The organism is Methylobacter psychrophilus, from assembly GCF_025583945.1.
In the GTDB taxonomy this organism is placed as follows: domain Bacteria; phylum Pseudomonadota; class Gammaproteobacteria; order Methylococcales; family Methylomonadaceae; genus Methylobacter_C; species Methylobacter_C psychrophilus.
Map to the genome: position 1 here is coordinate 11,489 of NZ_JAOEGU010000014.1, position 19,999 is coordinate 31,487.

A 19,999-nucleotide genomic window follows, 5' to 3' on the forward strand; every position below is an offset into this window, starting at 1 on the left:
TTGTAGGATGTGCAGAAACAACAGTGAAGCGCATCAAGGCTGATTGATCGATGCGCTTTACTTCGCTGCGTTCAACACATCCTACGGGGGGGACATCCTATTTATTGGGATAACCGGCGACTCAGTCGGCGTACGTCCGGCCAGCCCCATCGCATGGCGCGTCAGCAAGGTTTTTGCAGCGGGAATATGATCCAATAAAGCCAAGCCGATATTTCTAACCACTGCCAATGCCAACCACTCATTGGAAAAAATCTTTACTACCGTATCAGTAAAGCCAATCGTCCGGTCATGATCTTTCTTTCTGGATAGCGCAAAGTCTTTTAAAAAATCAGCCGCACCAATATCTTGATTTTGTTCATGTTGCTTGACCAACATTTCAGCCAATTGTACAACGTCCCGCAGTCCTAAGTTAAAGCCCTGCCCTGCCACAGGATGTAACTGATGCACGGCATTACCTATAATAACCGCCCGACCGGCAACCATTTTTTCTGCACGGATAAGCGATAAAGGAAAAGCACGTCTGGGTGCTGTTAAGCTAAATTGACCCAGCTTAAAGCCAAAACAGTGTTGCAATTCAGCCAGAAAATCTGCTTCACTCCCCAACATCAAGGCGTTAGCATCCTCATTCGTGCGCGTCCAGACGACTGCACATTCATTTTTAGCGATCGGCAACAAGGCTAACGGCCCGGAAGCCGTAAAGCGCTCAAAGGCGGTATTTTTATTGGGAAGTGTTGATTTTACGGTAGTAACCAATGCCGTTTGGCCATACTCGGTGGTCTGCTGAGCGATATCCAGCAACTGCCGAACTGATGATAAACCGCCGTCCGCCCCGACCAATAATCGGGCTGATAGGGTTAATGAATCATTACCCTGCTTTAAACTGATGCAGACCTCGTTATCGCCAGACATCAAACCCACCACACGCGCAGGAGAAATCAGCTCTATAGTGGATTCAGCGACCAGATTGGCAACGTACGCTTCAAGATCCCGCGCACTAATCACATATCCCAAGGCATCTACGTGTTCTTTTTGTGCCGACAGGCGCGTTTTACCAAAATGACCACGATCAGAGATATGAATATGCTGTATCGCGGTAGCGGCATGACTAATACCCTGCCAAATACCCAAGGTATTAAGCACCATAACAGTACCTGCCGCTAATGCCAAAGCCCGGTCACCCGCAGAAGAAGCCTTTAATTGTTCAGGTGTATTGGCCTCAACAATAGCAATCTTCAAGCCGGTATCTTTTAATGATAACGCCAGGCAATTACCTGCCAAACCACCGCCAACAATCACCAAATCATAATTCTGTTGCATTAGATTGCCTGCATTAATGCTTCAATTTCTGCTATCTCTTTGGGTACATTACTGGTTAATACTTCATAACCTTGAGCGGTAACCAAAATATCATCCTCAATACGAATACCGATGCCCCGCCATTTTTCATCGACGGATTTACAATCAGCAGGAATATACAAGCCAGGTTCTACAGTTAAAACCATACCGGCTTCCAACAATCGCCATTCCTGGTCAATTTTATAATTACCCACATCATGCACATCCATTCCCAGCCAGTGACCGATGCGATGCATATAAAATAACTTATATTTTTCATCTTTAATCAATTTTTTCAGCTTGCCTTTGAGCAGGCCTAAAGAGACCAAGCCTTTCGTAATGGTTTCAACTGAAGCCTCATGCGCCATATTCCATGGCACTCCCGGTTTGATTTGTTCAAGTGCTGCCGCCTGTGCATCTAAAACCAGTTGATACAGTTGTTTTTGCGGCTCGCTGAATCGCCCGGAAATTGGAAAGGTACGAGTAATATCGGCAGCATAATGATCGCATTCTGCACCGGCATCAATCAGCAGTAAGTCACCGCTTTTTAATTTGGAAGCATTTTCAGTATAGTGTAGCGTGCAGGCATTTTTGCCACCAGCAACAATTGAAGGATAAGCCACGGCACGCAAACCATTTTGGATAAAATGATAAATCATTTCAGCTTCTATCTGATATTCATACAGCCCGGCTTTACAGACCTGCATGGCCTTAACATGAGCATTTGCCGAAACCTCTGCCGCACGACGCATTAGCTTCAATTCGGCAGGACTTTTAAACAGACGCATCTCATGTAAAATAACGTCCAAACAAACCAACTCTGCAGGTGCCACGACACCACTTCGGGACTGGCTGCGGATATGATTGATCCATTCCAGCAAGCTATTATCCAGCTCCAGATCATGTCCCATCGGATAAAAAACTTTCGTTTTGTTTTCCAACAAACCCGGCAAAATATCATCCAAATCATCTATCGGAAAAGAATCATCCGCCTCATAATGGCCTGTTGCTCCTTCCAACCCTGAATGAGCGCCTTCCCATAAGGCCTTTTTTTCATCAAATTCACGGCAAAATAAAATGTATTCGCCTTTTTCACGTCCAGGGATAAATACAGCCAAAGCATCCGGCTCATTAAAACCGGTTAAATAATAAAAATCGCTGTCCTGCCGAAATGGAAAATCCACATCCCGATTGCGCGTGTGCATTGAAGCACTGCCTATTAAGGCAACATTACCTTTACCAACGCTTTGCATTAACTGCTTGCGTCGTTTTTTAAACTCACTTTGTTTCATGTTGTTCGCCACCTAATCAATAAAGTCGTCGTCAATGTCATCATCGTCGCGGCTACTATTACCCAACTCATCGCGGAGTAATAATACAGCCGACCTCAAATATTCAGTAATTTCCATAAAAGCCTGCTCATCTTCCTCACCTTCTGCATTGGCATCAAGCTTGGTAAATTCGGCAATGTCTTTCAGTATATCACGAGCTTCTTTGGGCCATTTTGCACCTGATGCTCCTGAGCCAATACCAAACAGAAACCCCCTACACCAACTTTTTAAGGCTTCAACCTGCTCAACCAACGAGGTATCGTCTTCTGGCAAAAACAGGTCAAATTCAAACTCGTCACTGCCCAATAAGCGCCGTGTTTCCTCAAACAATCTTACCAATACATATTGATTTTCATCATTCACAGAATCGCTATCCTGCAACAACTCGGCCAACCAATAGGCGCTGTCCGCCTGCTCATTGATGCATAACAAGCCGGTCGCCAGGCCATGAGCTTCAGCAGCTGAAAGCTCGGCATCACTTTGTACGATTATTGAGTTACACGCGTTATAAGACATAATAATTTCACTATCACTAAAAAAAAAATATACCTTATGCTACCATTGATAATTAACTCGGTTAATATTTGTTCACTTTAACTTACTGAGCGAGTAACTCTGTGTAGTAAAAGTCACTCGTTGCTACCCCAAAAACTCTTAAAAGCACCCGATTACCGGCAATAACTTTAGCTACCAACATGACAGACAACTCTCTACCTTTAGAATTAAAAGATTTCGAAGACAAACTGGATCGGCTCATCGACAAATATCAGCATGTAAAAGATGAAAACAGTTCTCTGAAAATTAAACAAGAAACCTTGGCTCAGGAAAAAGCGCAATTACTGGAAAAGACCACGTTAGCCAAAACCCGAGTAGAAGCAATGATTAACCGACTAAAAGCAATGGAGCTCGGCTCATGAATAACAAACCCCAGCCAATATCTCTGATGATTATGGCCAAAGAATACAGAATTGCCTGCGATCCTGAAGAACAGGATGCTCTTGTTCATTCCGCCCAGAAGCTTGATGTGCAAATGCGTAAAATGCGCGACTCCGGAAAAATAAATGGCCCGGACAGAATTGCAGTTATGGCAGCGCTTAACTTGGCTCATGAACTAGAAATAGTGAAAAATCAAAATAGCCAGCTAAACCAAAAGTTAAATGAATGCCTGACTAAATTGAGTCAAAAGATAGAAAATGTTTTAGAAAACCGCTAGAATATTAACCTGTATCTCCTGCAGCGTTCGAGAGTGTGCTGGGTGTTTCCTGAACCTGTATTTACCCCGGGGACGACTTCCGTTACTGGTGCGCATGCCCGTTTTATACGGGAAGCCTGATTTGCCGGTTAAGTCCCCACTTGAACTTCCGGTTCAAGGACGAAAGTACATAGCGGCGCAGGTGGGAGATACAGTTTTTCTATAGAAAAAAAACCTCTTTTTTATAGAAAAACTGTATCTCCACCATCAATTTTTTATTTCCAGACTCATCGTTGATATTTTAGGCTGGCCGCTAATTTAAATTCCCACCACCATCACAGCCAGATTGAATAATCAGCATTTCATTCCCACCCCGTTGAAACTCATATAAAACCGGTTTTATTTCAATATGATAACCTTGGTTAGCAAGGCTTTCGGTGACAAAATCCAAGTGTGGCGAATGAGCACCATCAAGGGTAAGCAATGGAAATATTCTTACTTCGCGAGCAACACGTAACATTTCTTGAAGCGCTTGAAGATGAAACTCGGCAGACAAGTGCATGCTATAGAGAAACAAGAAATGAGATGACAAAGCAAGATCAAACTTTCCATTCTCAAAAGGTAACACCGGTAACTCTCCATCAATGTATCTCTGGCTGTTCTTTCCGTTTTCGTAGTCGGCAAGGAATGTATCCATCGCCGACATGCGAATACGTTCCAGCTCGTCAATAGAAGAGATAGCATTCCAGATATAGTCGTTCCGATTCTTACGTATTTGAAGCATTACCGTTTCGCAGGTTTCCAATATGCGCTTGTTAATCTGCAAGGCATCAAAAACATAGAGCGGATCAACTGAAACGATACGCCCGCCGCGCTTGGTCAGTTCGGCGTTAAATCCAGACGGACCATCGCCGCAACCAAGAATAGAAAGCCCCAAATCAACTTCAGTAAGAGCAAACATGGCCAGGTATTCATCGTAAGAACGTCCCCACGGTACAACTTTGTCTAAAGCAAACCCCATAACGTTAAGCTATTCTAACCAACACTTCACCATGGCCCGTTTCCGACATATCACCTGCGTAACGCTGGACACGATTGAATGCACTTGATACATCAGCAAACCTTGAGTTCAACGACTTAAATGATGCAAATAAAATAGGTAAAAATGCCAACGTATGAGCGCCGCAATCATTAAAACTGGCTGACAGCTGCGGTTGAGTCCATAACAACAAAGTGCCCCGGTGCATTGCATAGCCTAAATATCGGCCCGTTTGCCCCATAACTGCAATGGTTCCTGCCGTCATGCGTGAACCGCAATAATCTCCGGCATTGCCTTCAATCAGGATATTGCCGCGGCGCATGTGGTCACCAACACGTTCACCCGCATTACCTTTAACCAGAACTGTACCGCCTTTCATGCCCATTTTATTACCGGGCAGTGCCGCACCTAAAAAATCCCCGGTATTGCCGGCAATTTCAAGGTAACCTTTTTTCATTTCACAAGCGGCATAAAGTCCGGCATTACCCGATACTTTAAGCTCGCCTGCTTTCATGCCAAACCCTAAATAAGCACCGGCATCGCCACTGACACTTATGCAGCCGCCGTCGAGTTCTTTACCAATAAAATCAAGATTATCAACGCTGTTTTTAATAACGATGTTTTGTGCATCAGAGCCTTCAATGGTGAACAACTCATCAACACGCAACTTGTGCTTGCCGCTTTGCAACGTTAAAGCGGCAATATCGGCGACTTTCAACTCTTTTAAAAGATGACACACCAGCGGCGACATATCGACACGTTGAGCTGTTCTGTGTTTTAACGTAAAAGTTAAAGCGCTCATGCCATAATCTCCTGTAAATGAAAATGAAATGGCCCCAGCTTGCCACCATAATTACCGGCACTAATACGCTTGATGCCATTGGCTGCACCCAAATCACAGATAGCTTGAATGCCAACCCGCATGGCTTTGGCGATGTCTTCCTTGGTTAAGCCATCAATAACAATTTCCATGACTGATTCAATCTCGGGTGATAATTCGGTTTTGGTCATGCCTTTTAAAGTCGGACAGAAGGCATCATTGGTTGATGCGCCCAAGGTTTTATATTTTGAACCCACTTTAGATCCTGAACGCACGACGCCGCCAGGAAAAGGCATAATCACATTGGGAATTTTACGCATTTCTTCAATGGCAGCTTCACAGGCGGCCAGCGCTTGCGGTTGTGATTCGGCCAGTACTAAAAAGTTACCGCCACCAATAGCATCGACTTGACCGGTGGTCGCTTCCGCTAAAAACTCGCCATCCATAACAGGGATTCGCCAGTAACGTTTACCACTAATTTGTTTGGATACCTGAAAACCGTCACCAAAATAACGCAGATTTTTACCCAAAGGAATTCTGATACCGCCATCAATGCCGGCAAATAACGCCGCAGTAGGCGAGGTTAATACGCACTGTCCTGCCCGTGTTTCCAGTTGCTTGGCCAGGCCTTTGCCACCCATGGCAAATATCATAACCGATACACCGGGGCGACCATCAGGCGTTTCTGACGGATCTAAAATACGCTCTATGCTGCCTTCGCAACCACAAGCAATTACTGAAGTAGCAAAACCGGTCATGGCCTGCGCTGAAATCAGCGCCCATTTTTCGTTTTGCGCGGTAATAATGGCGCGGGTGGCTTTCATTGGAAACGCTTCGGCAAACGTTGCGTCTATAGTTACGCCGTTAATAATCATGCGACATCTCCATTTAATGGATGCACGGTTATACTACCGCGTCCATCCTCAGTGATTTCATCATCACTCATTTTAAAGTTACCCAGTTTCATGGTTAGAAAACGGTCGAAATAATCTTTCAAGCCTTTTTCGACAGAAGGGTCAAAATCAGGCCTGACCACATGGGTTGTGCCCCATTTTGTAGAAACCACTTTGCCATTAACGACAACTAACTGGCCGTCTTTAAAAACATAATCGGGCTTTTCAAACATTTTTTGGCGATCGTTATTGTCGGTGTAAATGGTAATATCAGCCCAGTTGCCTGCACTCAAGCCACCACGATCTTTTAAACCAATCAATTTAGCCGCTCCGGCACGGGTCATAATGGCAATTTCCTGTAGCGTGTATTCACGTTCAATGGAGGCCAGTGTAGTCATTTTTTGTGCTTCGGGATGAATGGTTGATAACACCTCATTACGGAAACTTCTGTCCATTAACAAACGGATCAAATGCGGATAACTGGTAAACGGCGCGCCATTCGGGTGGTCAGTAGTCAGGAAAATGCGCCATGGATCATCAACCAGTAAAAAGGTTTCCAGACCAATCGCCCATTGCAAGGCATTAACAAAGTTTTTATCTTTATATTTAAAAGGGACAACACCGCAACCGGCATCACATTCAATATCCATCGTCACCCATTTATTGGGGCTGCCATGTTTATGATTGGCATGTTGACGCATGCTGTCACCGGATGCCGTAACCGTTTGACCAAACAGAATTTGGCCCACGTCAATGGTGATATTTTTATTTCTGTTGATGGCTTCGGCAATCTCGGCAACGCCGGAAGAAAATTTGAAATCGCCTTCGGTGCCATAACTATGGAACTGAATATGCGTTAAATGCATCGGCAAGCCGCCAATACCCTGAATGGTATCCAGCGTCGTTTGCATATTACCCGGTACACCCAAATTACAGCCATGAACATGTAAAGGATGGGTAACACCAATTTCTTTAACCGCTGTTGCCAATACGCGCAAAATATCTCGCGGCGTTACGCCATAATGTGCGTTTTGCTCATCCAGATCCAGCTTGCGCTGGTTAAATTTAAACGCACTAATACCACCGGGATTAACGACTTTAACGCCGATAGCTTTAGCCGCGTGCATTGTCCACGCCACATAGTCATTAATGGCTTTCTGGTCTTTTTTGGCAGTCAGCATACGCAGTAAATAATCATCACTACCCATCATGACATAACCGCCTTTATCCAGAATAGGGATATCCGCCATTTCCATATGTGCCTGACGTGCGTTAATTGGCAGTACGGCCGGCTCAAACCCGGCGGTATAACCCATTTCCGCATAACGATAGCCGGTAACAAAGCTACTGGGCATGGCATGACCACAGCCGGAACGGGTAATATCACTGCGATGCACCGGATCATTGCGATGATCTTCCGGTAACAGGGTTCGGGCAATGTTACCCTTACCGCCACCAATATGCGTGTGCATATCAATCGCGCCAGACATGACGACTTTACCTTTTAAATCATATTCTTTATCGACCTTAACATCTTCAGTCGGTTTTTTAACAATACGTCCGTCTTGAATGTAAATATCTTGCTGCTGACCATCAACTCCGCTTGCGGGATCATAGACAGTTCCACCTGTTAACTTTATAAACATTATCTTACCTGCAAAGCTTGTTCAATGGCATTCAGTACTTGAGCAGTACTGGGCAAACCGGAATCACGTAATTTCTTTAAACGAATGGCGACTACATTATCCATGCGATAGGCATGACCGACATGATCAATACCCGGTGTGCCCACGGGAATAAAAACATCCGGTTCTGTTGCGAACGTCATGCCCGAGCGACCAACCACAATAGTCGGTACAGTCGTTACCGGTGGTAGCGCATTAACGTTAAAGGCATGTACCCAAACCAAAGCATCTGCTTCACCATTTGCCAATAATACGTTGGTATCATTTAAAAACGGGTCATATTCAGGAAAGCCGGAACTAAAACGGGTGCGTGCCGGGAAACCTGTTGTCCATCCGCATACCTGATTGGCTGTTTGATCACCCTCTTTACCACCTAACGGCAAGCCGGAACAGCGCGTATCTTGATTATTAACATCCTTAACCATTTCTGACAGCATCTGCACGGTTAATTCCGCTTGCGCATAAGCCAAAGCACCCGCCGCCCAGATCACTACGCCATATTTGGCGGCGATTAATTTATCGGCAATCGTTTGCAAATCAGTAACCGCTATACCACAAACCGCTGTAGCACAGATCAATTGGCCTTTTACCAGCGCTCTCAATACGGCAACAACTTCCGGCAAATCTTCAGTGGCACATTCAAAAACCCGGGCTTTTTTACCCTTTGGCGAGGTTGATGCATCACCCGAAGGCGCTGTACCTAAATAAATTACTTCACGATGACTGGTATCATCCAAAAACATGGATTCTTTATTCCACAAATAATGCTCAAAAAAGCGTGGCGCAAATGCTTCCAGATCCGTACCAACAATCAGCAAACAATCACAACGATTTTTAACTTCTGCCAGCGTGGTATTCATCCAGCCAGAATCTTGCAGCGCCAAAAAGTTATTACGGGCACCGGTAAAGTTGATATGATCAACCACGGCTCCACAACGATCCGCCAAGGCCAACAAGCCCCGCATGCCGTTAACATCGGTTGCACAGCCACCAATTACAGGCAGGCTGGTGTCTTTTAATATCGCTGCGGCTCTCGCAATGGCCACATCCAGACTGACTTCTTTGCCATCAACCCTGGCACTCATGTCGGTAATTGGCTGCTCAAATGCAGGCGTATTAACCGCACAACCATTTTCAATTACTTTCAGCAATACCCCATCAACCTTGATGGTCAGGTCATCCGTCCCAATACCGCAAAAAGGACTCGGTACTTCAGTTATCTCGGTCATTCAGCTGTCCTTTTGTTATAGTTAGTTCACTCACCAGACACTTTTACAGCACTAGCTACCGGTGATGTTGTGCCGACATTCTAACCTTAATTGCTGGTACTGTCTCATTTTAACCGACTCTTACAAGCCCAATTCAAGCAACAATTTAACCGATACATAAACAACCAGTACCATCGCAAACAGGTAAGCACAGTAAAGCAACGGCTGTTCAATAAAGGCTTTCAACAGTGTCTTTTGTTGATTCAATTTTTTAAGTTGTAAATAATCCTCGCGGGAAGTCAAAAATCGCTGCTGTTGATAAACATGGAGTAATTGCCTGGCTTTTTCCAGATCAGCTTCATCCCTAAGCCATAAAGCAGGCATAGACATTCCCCAGTTACCGGCTGAAGTCTCATAAAAATCGATGTGCTCCGCAGTTAATAATTCGCGAACTTCATCGGCTTCGTCTTCGGGCACACCGCGCAGGGAAAATAATAATAGTGTCATGATTTTTTTGTGATTGGTGGAGGCGAGTAACTTAAAATAAGATATTATAGCGGCAATAGATTGTCACATACTGACAAAACTCACCAACACCATCAAATCATTGATTGATTTAAAATTACCAAATTTAATACCTTCGACATCACCAACAGATTTTCCCGTAACCTATAAAAATACCACACAAGCTATGGCAGATAACGATCAACAATTGATAGATGCAACGCAAAAATGGTTAAAAACCATTGTCATTGAATACGGCATTTGTCCGTTCGCCAAACGTGAACTGGAGCGGGGAAGTATTCGTTTTGTTGCAAGCCATGACACTGAAATTGAAAGTTGCCTGTTAAATTTAATGTTGGAATGTGACCGCTTAAATATCGACCCCGACATTGAAACAACTCTGTTGATTTATGACAAAGCTTTTATCTGCTTCGATGATTATCTGGATTTTCTTGAACTTGCCGAAACACTATTAATTGAACAGGATTATGAAGGTGTTTACCAATTAGCCAGCTTTCATCCGGATTACTGTTTTGAAGGCGCCAAACAAAACGATCCGGCTAATTACACCAACCGTTCACCCTACCCGCTATTGCATCTGTTACGGGAAAGCAGCCTTGAAAAAGCCATAGCGACCTACCCGCATCCTGAAGAAATCCCGGAGCATAATATTGAATTAACACGTAAATTGGGACTTGCCAAAATGCAGGCGTTATTGGCCGCGTGCTATCCATCTTGAATGGCTAACCAATCGTAGGATATAACCCTAGAGACTTTGAAAGCATTCGTTTTAGTACAAAATTAAAAAACCCACCACGAAAGCACGAAGCTTTCAATACATTGAATAAAATCGATTATTTTTCTTCGTGTACTTCGTGGTGAATAATGTTTTTAATCCGCTTTTTGATAATACTTTCACAGTCTCCATGGCGTCGGAGACCCTGTCTGCCAAAAATTATTTTGCTTTTTCTTCCTCGGTATTTTCTTCAGTTGTCGCTACTTCTTCAGTAGCGATTTCTTCGGAATTAAAGTTTTTTTCAACCAGCTTCCATTTAGATCCGGTGGACTTAACAACGGGCTCTTCATTTTCAGGCTCTACTTCAGCTTTTTTGTTTAACGCTTCCATAAACGCTACAAACCAATCTAGTTCTTTAACGCCAGCCAAATCCGGATCGTTCAGGATCTCGCCAGCTTCCGGCAAAGTGCCTCTGTCTCTGGCGCTTTCCAGTGCTTTCAGGCACGCGTCCTTATCAGCGCGCAGGCCATAAATACAGGCCAGATTATAAGATGCAGCACCTTTTTGAATAGCATTGGCATTGTCGAACTGTTGTTTGGCACATTCGTACAATTCATCATCCGGTTTTACTTTTTTAAGTCTGGCCAAATCCATATAAGCAACACCGCCATTGATTGCCGCCGCCAGATAATCGGGATTAATCAGCAAACAAAAATTGAACTTATGGATGGCATCCTGATAAATCAAGGCCGCTTCGTCACCGGTTTTGGTTTTTGCCTGATGCAATAAAGCAAAGCCCCAATTATATAAAGCTTCAGCACGCAGCGGATCATCATGTAAAACATCAGCATAGCCTTGATAGGCAGCTTTAAATAAGCCATCAGCGGTATTGCCTTCACTTTTGCGCGCCTGCGCAGTTTGCTGAATGGTTGCTTTGAGTTTGGATTTTTTGGTGAACGATGCTAACAGCGACATGACAATGACTCCTAAATGATTGGTTGTGAGTTAATTAATATAGAATAACAGCTCTACTTCTAACGACACTATTAAATGTTTAAACCATGAATGAATCAAACTGTGTTGATATTGCCAGAGAAAAAGTTAATCTGGAGACATCAAAAATTGCCTGGCAAGAATTACAGCGTTTTTTTGCCAGTGGCACGGCAGTATTTGTTGCCTCCCCTCTGGATTTGGTCGATGTTGCCTACCAATTTTCCATCGACAATAAAGATCAGGTCGCACAATGGCTACAAAACAAGCAGATTGCATTGGTATCCGATCAGCAAGCCCTTGAGTGGCTGGAAGCCGATAGCGAAGTTTGGGCGGTTGTGGTTAAACCATGGATTTTGGTTCAGAAGTAAGCCGGTTTATTTAACGTTCATATACATTTTCAGATAAATAATTTCTATGTCGACAGATACCATCCCTTCAGGGGATGTTATCTGTATGAGCTTACAGCAATACTAATTGGAAATGTAATTTCTGAAAATCTATAGATCCGATTACGGATGAATGAGAAAGATACGTAACTATCAATAACGGAAGGTAGAATCTCGTCTACAACAGCTATTGGGTGGGAGTGATTTGCCAAGTGATAACGTAACCCGACGCACACCCTGTCGGGTTACATTATCTCGCTATACTTAAATAAGCTAACCCGACTGGTTGATTGGCTTAATCCTTTCGTCTTGAACCTGATCTTCCCTTGCCTCTTGATTCAATACGCTTGCTGTCCGACCGTTTACTGTCAGCAGGCTTGGCGGTAGCGGCACGAGCTGCCGGTTTTTTGGAGTGCCGTAAATCTTTTTTACCGGTATCTTTATTGGCGGCGTTCTTTTTAGGTGCGTCAGCAATCTTCAAAGACACTGGCTCATAACCGGTATCAGCAATCCGTGGAATTTGTCGCTTGAGCAGCCGCTCAATTTCCACCAGATAATAAGCTTCTTCAGGGCAGACCAATGATAAGGCCACACCACTTAAACCGGCACGTCCGGTACGGCCAATACGATGGATATAATCTTCGGGTACTTGCGGCAAATCAAAATTAACCACATGCGGTAAGTCATCAATATCCAAACCACGGGCAGCAATATCGGTTGCAACCAATACGGATACCTTGCCATTTTTAAAGTATTCCAAAGCCTTGTTGCGCGCACCCTGGGTTTTATCGCCATGTAATGCCGTGGTACGGATACCGTCTTCAATCAATTGTTTTTCCAGACGATCAGCGCCGTGCTTGGTACGCACAAATACCAGTACTTGTTTCCAGTTATTACTGCCAATCAAATAAGACAGCAAGGCACGTTTATGTTCACGATCTATGCCATAAACAAGTTCCGTCACATTTTCAGCGGTTGCATTTTGCTTGGCAACTTCAACTTCAACGGGATTATTCAGCATCTGTGAAGCCAGAGATTTGATCGCATTAGGCACGGTAGCTGAAAATAACAAACTCTGCCGTTTCTTGGGTATCAGCGCCATGATTTGCTTGATATCGGGCATAAAGCCCATATCCAGCATGCGGTCGGATTCATCCAAAACCAGTATTTCTACGTTTGACAGATTAATATTACGTTGCTTCACATGGTCAATCAAACGCCCTGGTGTTGCCACTACAATGTCACAACCTCTGCGTAAATTACGGGTTTGTACACCAATGCTGGCACCGCCAACGATCGCTTCCACATGTAAAGGCAAATGTTTTCCGTAAGTGACAACACTTTCATAGACTTGTGCAGCCAATTCACGGGTCGGCACTAAAATCAGGGCACGAATATTATGCGGTTTTTGATGCGGGTCATGGTTTTCGGCCAACCTTTGCAATAATGGCAGCGTAAAACTGGCGGTCTTTCCTGTACCCGTTTGCGCACCTGCCAATACATCCCTGCCGTCAAGGATTAATGGAATGGCTTTTTGTTGTACCGGTGTAGGTGTGGTGTAGCCTTGATCCGCTACAGCGTTAAGGAGATGCTCGGTTAAACCGAGTTGTTCGAAAGTCATTAAAAACCTCTGGTAAGATAGCTCGTTCATTATCAAGTGATAATGATCATTTTAGAAATAAATTACAAATAAGCAGCTTACGGCAAAAACCGTTTTTACCTGAGTTATTGCTTATAAATTTAATATTTCTTATTATGACATGACTTATAAATCAATGATATATAAAAGAACTTATTAAGCCTTACCGACAAAGCTCTATCGTTATTTACTCTACATGTCACAAAAAAAGCTTATGAAAAAGAGATGTTGATTTTTATTGCATCGCAGGCACTTAGCGATGATTGCAAAAACAAGAATTTCAATTATTAATATTAATTGCTCTCAAGCAAAGCAATCATCTCTTCCCGATTAATCACTTCTTTTTCCTGTAACAAATTAGCCAGTTTTTCCAATGCGTTGCGGTTTGCGGTAATTATTTCCAGAGCGCGGGTTTCTCCTTCCTTAATCAATATTATTATTTCTGTATCAATGATACGGGCAGTCTCATCGCTGTAATTACGATATTCAGAGACTTCTGCTTCCAGAAACTGAAGTTGTTGGCGCTTGCCATAAGTCATAGGCCCCAGTTTTTTACTCATACCCAAACTACAAACCATGCTACGAGCAATGTCACCGGCTTTTTCAAGATCATTTTGGGCACCCGTTGAAATACTGCCCAAGGCAATTTCTTCTGCCATACGTCCACCCAGTAAAATGGCTATCTGGTCTTTTAGCTCATGCTCAGTAGACAGAAATTTTTCCTCTACCGGCAATTGCAAGGTAAAACCCAGTGCCGACACGCCTCGGGGAATAATAGAAATTTTATGCACCGGCTGTCCGGTTGCTACATGTTCGGCAACCATGGCGTGCCCGGCCTCGTGGTAAGCAACCCGGCGCTTTTCCTCCGGGTTTAGTACGCGATTTTTCTTTTCGGGTCCGGCGAGTATCCTGTCAATAGCCGCTTCAAAATCTTCCATTTCAACTTTTTCATGGTCAACCCGTGTCGCCATAATAGCCGCTTCATTCGCTATATTAGCCAGATCTGCCCCGACCAGACCTGGCGTTCGTTTTGCAATAACTGCGATATCAATATCGTCAGCCAAGGTCATGGCTTTAGTATGCAAATTAAGTATTTCGATACGGTCTTGTAAATCCGGCTTATCAACGATAATTTGGCGATCGAAACGACCGGCACGTAGCAGGGCTTTATCAAGCACTTCGGGACGATTGGTCGCCGCCATAACCACCACGCCGACTGACGTATCAAAGCCATCCATTTCAGTTAGCAGCTGGTTAAGGGTCTGCTCCCGCTCATCGTGTCCACCCATGACTACAGGCCCTCCGCGCGAACGCCCGATGGCGTCCAGCTCATCAATAAAGATAATACACGGAGCCTTACTGCGTGCCTGCTCAAACAATTCACGAACGCGGGCAGCGCCAACACCCACAAACAGCTCTATAAATTCGGAACCGCTGATATTAAAGAACGGCACCTTTGCCTCTCCCGAAACTGCACGGGCCAGCAAGGTTTTACCGGTTCCGGGCGGTCCTACCAGCAATACGCCTTTGGGCATTCGCCCGCCCAAGCGCTGAAATTTTTCAGGCGTTTTTAAAAAGTCGATGGATTCTTTCAACTCTTGTTTGGCACTATCAGCACCAGCCACATCAGCAAAGGTAATATTGGTTTGGGTATCCTGATGAATGCGAACCTTGTTACCCAAATTGAGAAAGGACTGCGCTCCGGCAGTAGCCCTGCGCATAACCCATGACCAGATAAGTACAAAGATAAATATCGGAATAATCCAGTTAAAAAATAGATTGGTTAGCCAGTTTTCTCCGCTTCTGACGATAAAATCCACTTTATTCTGTGCCAACATTTGGGCAAGGTCATTTTGCCATAAAGGCACGGTCACAAAATGCTTACCTGACTCTTTTGGTTCATCAGACTTGATCACGCCGGTAATAACACGCTCAGTCACGACAGCCTTATCAATTTTTGCTTCGCTAACTAATTTAAGAAACTGACTATAGGAAATTTCATCGCGCTGAACCTCGTTAATGCTGTTTAGCAGATACAGCATCACCATTAAAAACAGCGCGAAGTAAATGAAGCTTTTTTGCTTTGCCCCGTTTGCTTGAGTATCCGCAGGTTTATTGAGCTCAAGCTCCGGATTTGACCTGAATAGGGTGCCAAATAATGAGCTTATCCTGTTTTTCAGACTACCCAGTAACGTAACAATAAACTGAATAATGGTATTTTTTGGCTCGCTCATTACAACCTGCCTTTATCTATGTCATATTTTGACTTGAAAGCCAATCTTTTTACGACTGAAGTACAGAGGCGACTTCTTCGCAGCTAATAATAGCTTTGTCACTTACCAATATATGGTTCGCCAGCTCGGTAATTGACTTCCAGTTTAAAGGATCCTTTACAAAATCACATGCCAGAAAAAATAACTCATGAAGTTTTTCATCTTGCTGCTCCCGGCTTGCAGAAAAATTTTCTATATACTCACGTGCCAAGCTAATATCTGAACTACCACCATAATTTTCCAGTGATTTCAAATTAACTAACTGATGATTAAATAACTCATCATCCCTGTTATGAACATATTTGGCTTCAGCCAGCGGCCCAATAAGTAAATTAATGATGTCAGCTTCAAAGGCTCTTATATAATCCTTTACCAGAGGAGCCATCGCTTCATTGTGATCAACTAACTTATGCGCCAACCCATCAACTGAATAAGGTAACGATTGAATCAGGCGTCCTCCCTCCACTCTTGCCACACAGTCATCATGACTTCCTTCAGATACAAATCCGTCGTAATCTGCCGTATCGCTTATCTCCTTAAATATAATCTGAAAGAAAATAGGTGGCAGATTTCTGGCTTTATTATTTAAATAAATTGCCGCAGCATGGCCCGCTTCATGAAAAGCAATGCATTGTTTATGCTGCTGTAATCTATGCTGTTTACTATCGTCGATTATTTTATTACGTTTCATTTTTAGTACCATTTGGTCGGATAGTCAATTAGCTAATCTGTTTTGAGATTAATGTGGATTCAGGGAAAAGTCACCATCAGTATGATTACAACAACGATAATTTAATACTCATAGATCATCATTTTATAAAACCAGTATAGTGCTACGATATGACAGAATTAGTAAGTTGGTTAAAACTGTTGTTTTATAACGATAAAAATTAATTAGTTTGAACGCTTCTTAGACTTTATATAAAGTAGATTAACAGCGTTTTTTGAATATTGCAGAGGTTGTAATAATAACTCAATACATCAGGATTAATCATGAGCAACTATTAATTACAGTGGACATTTGAAAATGGACATCATTGATTCCAATTGTTTGCTTTTAAGCCAGGGCATCTGTTATCGAAAATCAAGATTTGTAAGACGCCAGAGCTAACATTAATATCGACCTTCATCACGTATTTCCTGCTCGGCTTCAAACCAGTCTTCCAGCTCATAACCATCTTCAAAGCCTCTTTTCTCGGCTCTGTAATAAGCATTTTTTGCAACCCTTTCACGAAATTCGTTCAAATCAATTTCACTACCATCAATATCATATAATGAATCATTGTCAGTTTTCATTTCTACTCCCAAGATCTAAAAAAACAAACAGACACTCTTCAGATTCTATTTTATAAACAAAAAGCCAATGCTGACAATACGTATAAATACCTACTGGTAGCAAAATTCAGCTTTTATTTGACCCGATATTAAAAATAGTAGAATGTGTTGTCATCATCACCAGATCAGCGAGACATTCCGCCTGCATTTTTTCCATGATACGAGCTCTGTGCGCTTCTACCGTTCGATTACTAATGTCCAGCATTTTTGCCACTTCTTTATTGGAATGACCTTTAACGATCTGAGATAGCACCTCACCTTCACGTACCGTTAAATAAGCCAGACGCTGTTTTATTTTATTATATTCATCCAGTTGTTTTCTGTTCGTCAGATCTTTTTTTATGGCTTCAGCAATGCGCTCCAACAATATTTCATTATCAAACGGTTTTTCCAGAAAATCCACCGCTCCCGCCCGGAAGGCCTTTGCCGAATCCGGAATTCTGGCATGGCCACTAATAAATATAATAGGGATAAAAATATCTCTTATCAATAATTCTTCCTGAAGCTGAAGCCCGCTCATGGTTGGCATTCTAACGTCCAAAAGCAGGCAACCCAATTGTTGGGGATCATAGTTATCTAAAAAGGCCTCGGGGGAATCGAAACTTCTAACAGCTTGCCCGGTTGATTCAATCATCAGCGCCAGTGAATCACGTACCGAAAACTCATCGTCAACCAAATAAACCAAAGCTTCGAATTTATTACTGCTCATTATATTTTCTCTTTATCGGTAAGGTGAAATAAAAGGTAGTGCCCTTTTCCGGTTTACTTTTGAAATTAAAAATGCCCTCATGAGCATCAATAATAGAACGACTAATCGATAAACCCATACCCATTCCTGTTGATTTTGTAGTAAAAAAAGGATTTAGTATTTTGTCTTTTTGAGCCTCATCAATTCCAGAACCATTGTCATTTACTTTAACTTCTATCTCATTGATATTTTTCAAACGAGTATGAACCTTTATTTTTCGCTGTGTTGTGGACGGCATATCCTTTAATGCGTCAATACTGTTTCTAATCAGATTTAATAAAACCTGTTCAATTTGAACATCATCAATAGTCACTTCAGGGAGGTTTTTTTCCAAATCAAGTTCAAGCTTGATTTTACTTTGTTTAAAAGCATTGGCGCTTAAGCTGACCGCATCTTCGACCAAGGTATTAATATCGACACTGGTACGACATATCTTTCTTGGACTGACAAAGTTTTTCATACGGTGAATTATCTGCCCCGCTTTTAGCGCCTGCTGATGAATCTTGAATAATATGTCACCCAGTTGCACCAGATCAGGGTTTTCAGCGCCAATAAAACGTAAACAGGCTTGCGTATAATTAGTAATCGCCGTCAACGGCTGATTAACTTCATGCGCAATACCTGAACCCATTTCGCCCATAAGACCAACACGGGTTACATGAGCAAGCTCTTCCAAATGTTCTTTCTCTTGTTGCTCCTGATGCTTACGCAAACTCACGTCGCGAAATATACCGGTAAAATACTTTGCACCATCTATTGCATATTCCACGAGAGAAACATCCAGCGGTACGATAGATCCATCTTTGCATAATCCGTCTATTTCACGGGTTAAACCAATAACACCAGGTATATTGGCTGTTACATTTTGCCTCTGATTTTTTTTCTGCAAGGGCGACATGAGTTTATCAAAACTGCAACCGACCAGCTCTTGCTCACTGTAGCCAAAAATAGTTTCTACGGCCTTGTTTGTCGATAAAATGACACCAAACGTATCAATAGTAATAATTCCCTCAATTGAAGCGTCAAAAATAGCCGTCAGCTTGGCTTCGCGTTCCCACAACTGGTGTTTTGAATAATTGAGTTCTTCAATTTTTTGGGTTAGCTCCTGATTGCTTTCAATCAGCTTGGAAGTCTGCTCAAAAATCTTTTGTTCCAGTTTTTTATTGAGGCAAGAGATGGTCGCCTGAGTATATTTATATCCAGTGACATCCTGAATTGTCAGGTATATTTGGCTATCATTAGCGTAATTATTGTTAACTGTGCTGCGTAATTCTACATAAACGAGATCGCTATTGTGACTGCATAATGCCCGTGAACACCCATAAAGCCCAAAACCAGGGCATTCAGATGTTGTAACCTCGCTATTTTTGACTACCAGCTTTGCATTTAGAATGTGTTTATTTTTATCTACGACAAGATCACGCATAAAAAAATAATAATTATCCTGATCTGAAGGATGAATAAATTTACCCAACCTCTTGCCGACCAATGGCTCTTCTGAACGGCTCAATAGCTGTGTTGCGGCAATATTGGCTTTCTTGATAAGCCCTTGTTCATTTATCGTCAGATAAGCTATAGGCGATAAATTATAAATTCGTGCAAAGTCATCATGAGAGACACTGAGTTCCTGATGTGTTCTTTTCAGCTCCTCATTTTGCAACTCCAGTTCTATTTGATGAACCTGAAATTCAAACAATAATTTTTCAATGTCTGTATCGGACATACCGGCAAGATCAGCACCCGATTTACCAAGCCTGGCATCCGCTTTTTTTTGGGCATTCTCCTTGCGTATCGTCACTAACTTCTCTGCTTCTTTTCGGAGCATTCCGGAATCCTCCTTCTCTACGATTTCAGTGACCATTGCGCATACCTTTCTTGAATA

At 42.9% G+C, this 19,999-nt stretch carries 20 protein-coding genes and 1 other RNA gene; 5 read left to right on the forward strand and 16 right to left on the reverse strand.

All coding sequences use genetic code 11. The features are described 5' to 3' along the window. Positions 1-81: 81 nt before the first annotated feature. The 3 genes from ubiH to N7974_RS08815 are packed head-to-tail and all read right to left on the reverse strand — an operon-like array spanning position 82 to position 3,182. A complete protein-coding gene (gene ubiH, locus N7974_RS08805; RefSeq protein WP_262965256.1) occupies positions 82-1,317 on the reverse strand; it encodes a 2-octaprenyl-6-methoxyphenyl hydroxylase in 1,236 nt (411 codons plus the stop codon). Beyond that, positions 1,317-2,627 carry a Xaa-Pro aminopeptidase gene (gene pepP / locus N7974_RS08810; protein ID WP_262965257.1) on the reverse strand — a complete coding sequence of 437 codons (1,311 nt, stop codon included), beginning with the start codon at positions 2,625-2,627 and terminating at the stop codon, positions 1,317-1,319. The genes ubiH and pepP overlap by 1 nt, the downstream gene beginning before the upstream one ends. Before the next feature lie 12 nt (positions 2,628-2,639). Further along, positions 2,640-3,182 (reverse strand): UPF0149 family protein, encoded by a 543-nt coding sequence (locus N7974_RS08815; RefSeq protein WP_262965258.1) that lies wholly within the window; start codon positions 3,180-3,182, stop codon positions 2,640-2,642. Between the two features lie 179 nt (positions 3,183-3,361). Between N7974_RS08815 and N7974_RS08820 the strand changes: the two genes are divergently transcribed. The 3 genes from N7974_RS08820 to ssrS all read left to right on the forward strand — a co-directional run bounded on the left by N7974_RS08820 (position 3,362) and on the right by ssrS (position 4,071). Next, positions 3,362-3,583: a TIGR02449 family protein gene (locus N7974_RS08820; protein ID WP_262965259.1), complete on the forward strand. Its 222-nt coding sequence runs from the start codon at positions 3,362-3,364 to the stop codon at positions 3,581-3,583. Then, on the forward strand, positions 3,580-3,879 hold the full coding sequence (locus tag N7974_RS08825) for a cell division protein ZapA (RefSeq protein ID WP_262965260.1): 300 nt from the start codon (positions 3,580-3,582) through the stop codon (positions 3,877-3,879). Before N7974_RS08820 ends, N7974_RS08825 begins: the two co-directional genes overlap by 4 nt. Before the next feature lie 12 nt (positions 3,880-3,891). Then, a non-coding RNA gene (gene ssrS / locus N7974_RS08830) (6S RNA) lies at positions 3,892-4,071 on the forward strand. A 100-nt stretch (positions 4,072-4,171) separates the two neighbouring features. Here the strand turns inward: ssrS and N7974_RS08835 are convergent. The 6 genes from N7974_RS08835 to N7974_RS08860 all read right to left on the reverse strand — a co-directional run bounded on the left by N7974_RS08835 (position 4,172) and on the right by N7974_RS08860 (position 10,010). Beyond that, positions 4,172-4,879 (reverse strand): class I SAM-dependent methyltransferase, encoded by a 708-nt coding sequence (locus N7974_RS08835; protein WP_262965261.1) that lies wholly within the window; start codon positions 4,877-4,879, stop codon positions 4,172-4,174. Between the two features lie 4 nt (positions 4,880-4,883). After that, entirely contained in the window at positions 4,884-5,699 is an 816-nt protein-coding gene (locus tag N7974_RS08840; RefSeq protein ID WP_262965262.1) for a formylmethanofuran dehydrogenase subunit C, read from the reverse strand. After that, positions 5,696-6,592, reverse strand: a complete 897-nt coding sequence (gene fhcD, locus N7974_RS08845) for a formylmethanofuran--tetrahydromethanopterin N-formyltransferase (protein WP_262965263.1) — start codon at positions 6,590-6,592, stop codon at positions 5,696-5,698. The genes N7974_RS08840 and fhcD overlap by 4 nt, the downstream gene beginning before the upstream one ends. Beyond that, the gene (locus tag N7974_RS08850) at positions 6,589-8,256 is read right to left on the reverse strand and encodes a formylmethanofuran dehydrogenase subunit A (RefSeq protein ID WP_262965264.1); all 1,668 of its coding nucleotides are present in this window, start codon (positions 8,254-8,256) and stop codon (positions 6,589-6,591) included. Before N7974_RS08850 ends, fhcD begins: the two co-directional genes overlap by 4 nt. After that, the gene (locus tag N7974_RS08855; protein WP_262965265.1) at positions 8,256-9,524 is read right to left on the reverse strand and encodes a formylmethanofuran dehydrogenase subunit B; all 1,269 of its coding nucleotides are present in this window, start codon (positions 9,522-9,524) and stop codon (positions 8,256-8,258) included. The genes N7974_RS08850 and N7974_RS08855 overlap by 1 nt, the downstream gene beginning before the upstream one ends. A gap of 120 nt (positions 9,525-9,644) precedes the next feature. Further along, positions 9,645-10,010, reverse strand: coding sequence for a DUF6164 family protein (locus N7974_RS08860; RefSeq protein WP_262965266.1), 366 nt, complete (start codon positions 10,008-10,010; stop codon positions 9,645-9,647). A 184-nt stretch (positions 10,011-10,194) separates the two neighbouring features. Here N7974_RS08860 and N7974_RS08865 point away from each other — a divergent pair, with 184 nt between their 5' ends. Then, positions 10,195-10,746 carry a DUF1415 domain-containing protein gene (locus N7974_RS08865; RefSeq protein ID WP_262965267.1) on the forward strand — a complete coding sequence of 184 codons (552 nt, stop codon included), beginning with the start codon at positions 10,195-10,197 and terminating at the stop codon, positions 10,744-10,746. A gap of 216 nt (positions 10,747-10,962) precedes the next feature. Here N7974_RS08865 and N7974_RS08870 read toward each other — a convergent pair whose 3' ends face one another. Then, entirely contained in the window at positions 10,963-11,718 is a 756-nt protein-coding gene (locus N7974_RS08870; protein ID WP_262965268.1) for a TPR end-of-group domain-containing protein, read from the reverse strand. An 86-nt stretch (positions 11,719-11,804) separates the two neighbouring features. Between N7974_RS08870 and N7974_RS08875 the strand changes: the two genes are divergently transcribed. After that, the gene (locus tag N7974_RS08875; RefSeq protein WP_262965269.1) at positions 11,805-12,104 is read left to right on the forward strand and encodes a DUF2288 domain-containing protein; all 300 of its coding nucleotides are present in this window, start codon (positions 11,805-11,807) and stop codon (positions 12,102-12,104) included. 313 nt (positions 12,105-12,417) lie between these two features. Here the strand turns inward: N7974_RS08875 and N7974_RS08880 are convergent, their stop codons facing one another. From N7974_RS08880 to N7974_RS08905, 6 genes are all read right to left on the reverse strand, one after another. Continuing rightward, on the reverse strand, positions 12,418-13,743 hold the full coding sequence (locus tag N7974_RS08880; RefSeq protein ID WP_262965270.1) for a DEAD/DEAH box helicase: 1,326 nt from the start codon (positions 13,741-13,743) through the stop codon (positions 12,418-12,420). A 311-nt stretch (positions 13,744-14,054) separates the two neighbouring features. Further along, on the reverse strand, positions 14,055-15,995 hold the full coding sequence (ftsH, locus tag N7974_RS08885; protein ID WP_262965271.1) for an ATP-dependent zinc metalloprotease FtsH: 1,941 nt from the start codon (positions 15,993-15,995) through the stop codon (positions 14,055-14,057). Between the two features lie 49 nt (positions 15,996-16,044). Continuing rightward, positions 16,045-16,725, reverse strand: coding sequence for a hypothetical protein (locus tag N7974_RS08890; RefSeq protein WP_262965272.1), 681 nt, complete (start codon positions 16,723-16,725; stop codon positions 16,045-16,047). A gap of 422 nt (positions 16,726-17,147) precedes the next feature. Continuing rightward, complete coding sequence (locus N7974_RS08895) at positions 17,148-17,330, reverse strand: DUF2934 domain-containing protein (protein WP_262965273.1); 183 nt, start codon at positions 17,328-17,330, stop codon at positions 17,148-17,150. Positions 17,331-17,436: 106 nt separating this feature from the next. Next, complete coding sequence (locus N7974_RS08900; protein WP_262965274.1) at positions 17,437-18,078, reverse strand: response regulator transcription factor; 642 nt, start codon at positions 18,076-18,078, stop codon at positions 17,437-17,439. After that, positions 18,068-19,978, reverse strand: coding sequence for a PAS domain-containing sensor histidine kinase (locus tag N7974_RS08905; protein ID WP_262965275.1), 1,911 nt, complete (start codon positions 19,976-19,978; stop codon positions 18,068-18,070). The genes N7974_RS08900 and N7974_RS08905 overlap by 11 nt, the downstream gene beginning before the upstream one ends. Positions 19,979-19,999: the final 21 nt, after the last annotated feature.

Excerpts from the sequence above, each read along its gene's own strand:
- ubiH (WP_262965256.1), bottom strand. The coding sequence starts at position 1,317 with ATGCAACAGAATTATGATTTGGTGATTGTTGGCGGTGGTTTGGCAGGT.
- pepP (WP_262965257.1), bottom strand. The coding sequence starts at position 2,627 with ATGAAACAAAGTGAGTTTAAAAAACGACGCAAGCAGTTAATGCAAAGC.
- N7974_RS08815 (WP_262965258.1), bottom strand. The coding sequence starts at position 3,182 with ATGTCTTATAACGCGTGTAACTCAATAATCGTACAAAGTGATGCCGAG.
- N7974_RS08820 (WP_262965259.1), top strand. The coding sequence starts at position 3,362 with ATGACAGACAACTCTCTACCTTTAGAATTAAAAGATTTCGAAGACAAA.
- N7974_RS08825 (WP_262965260.1), top strand. The coding sequence starts at position 3,580 with ATGAATAACAAACCCCAGCCAATATCTCTGATGATTATGGCCAAAGAA.
- N7974_RS08835 (WP_262965261.1), bottom strand. The coding sequence starts at position 4,879 with ATGGGGTTTGCTTTAGACAAAGTTGTACCGTGGGGACGTTCTTACGAT.
- N7974_RS08840 (WP_262965262.1), bottom strand. The coding sequence starts at position 5,699 with ATGAGCGCTTTAACTTTTACGTTAAAACACAGAACAGCTCAACGTGTC.
- fhcD (WP_262965263.1), bottom strand. The coding sequence starts at position 6,592 with ATGATTATTAACGGCGTAACTATAGACGCAACGTTTGCCGAAGCGTTT.
- N7974_RS08850 (WP_262965264.1), bottom strand. The coding sequence starts at position 8,256 with ATGTTTATAAAGTTAACAGGTGGAACTGTCTATGATCCCGCAAGCGGA.
- N7974_RS08855 (WP_262965265.1), bottom strand. The coding sequence starts at position 9,524 with ATGACCGAGATAACTGAAGTACCGAGTCCTTTTTGCGGTATTGGGACG.
- N7974_RS08860 (WP_262965266.1), bottom strand. The coding sequence starts at position 10,010 with ATGACACTATTATTATTTTCCCTGCGCGGTGTGCCCGAAGACGAAGCC.
- N7974_RS08865 (WP_262965267.1), top strand. The coding sequence starts at position 10,195 with ATGGCAGATAACGATCAACAATTGATAGATGCAACGCAAAAATGGTTA.
- N7974_RS08870 (WP_262965268.1), bottom strand. The coding sequence starts at position 11,718 with ATGTCGCTGTTAGCATCGTTCACCAAAAAATCCAAACTCAAAGCAACC.
- N7974_RS08875 (WP_262965269.1), top strand. The coding sequence starts at position 11,805 with ATGAATGAATCAAACTGTGTTGATATTGCCAGAGAAAAAGTTAATCTG.
- N7974_RS08880 (WP_262965270.1), bottom strand. The coding sequence starts at position 13,743 with ATGACTTTCGAACAACTCGGTTTAACCGAGCATCTCCTTAACGCTGTA.
- ftsH (WP_262965271.1), bottom strand. The coding sequence starts at position 15,995 with ATGAGCGAGCCAAAAAATACCATTATTCAGTTTATTGTTACGTTACTG.
- N7974_RS08890 (WP_262965272.1), bottom strand. The coding sequence starts at position 16,725 with ATGAAACGTAATAAAATAATCGACGATAGTAAACAGCATAGATTACAG.
- N7974_RS08895 (WP_262965273.1), bottom strand. The coding sequence starts at position 17,330 with ATGAAAACTGACAATGATTCATTATATGATATTGATGGTAGTGAAATT.
- N7974_RS08900 (WP_262965274.1), bottom strand. The coding sequence starts at position 18,078 with ATGAGCAGTAATAAATTCGAAGCTTTGGTTTATTTGGTTGACGATGAG.
- N7974_RS08905 (WP_262965275.1), bottom strand. The coding sequence starts at position 19,978 with ATGGTCACTGAAATCGTAGAGAAGGAGGATTCCGGAATGCTCCGAAAA.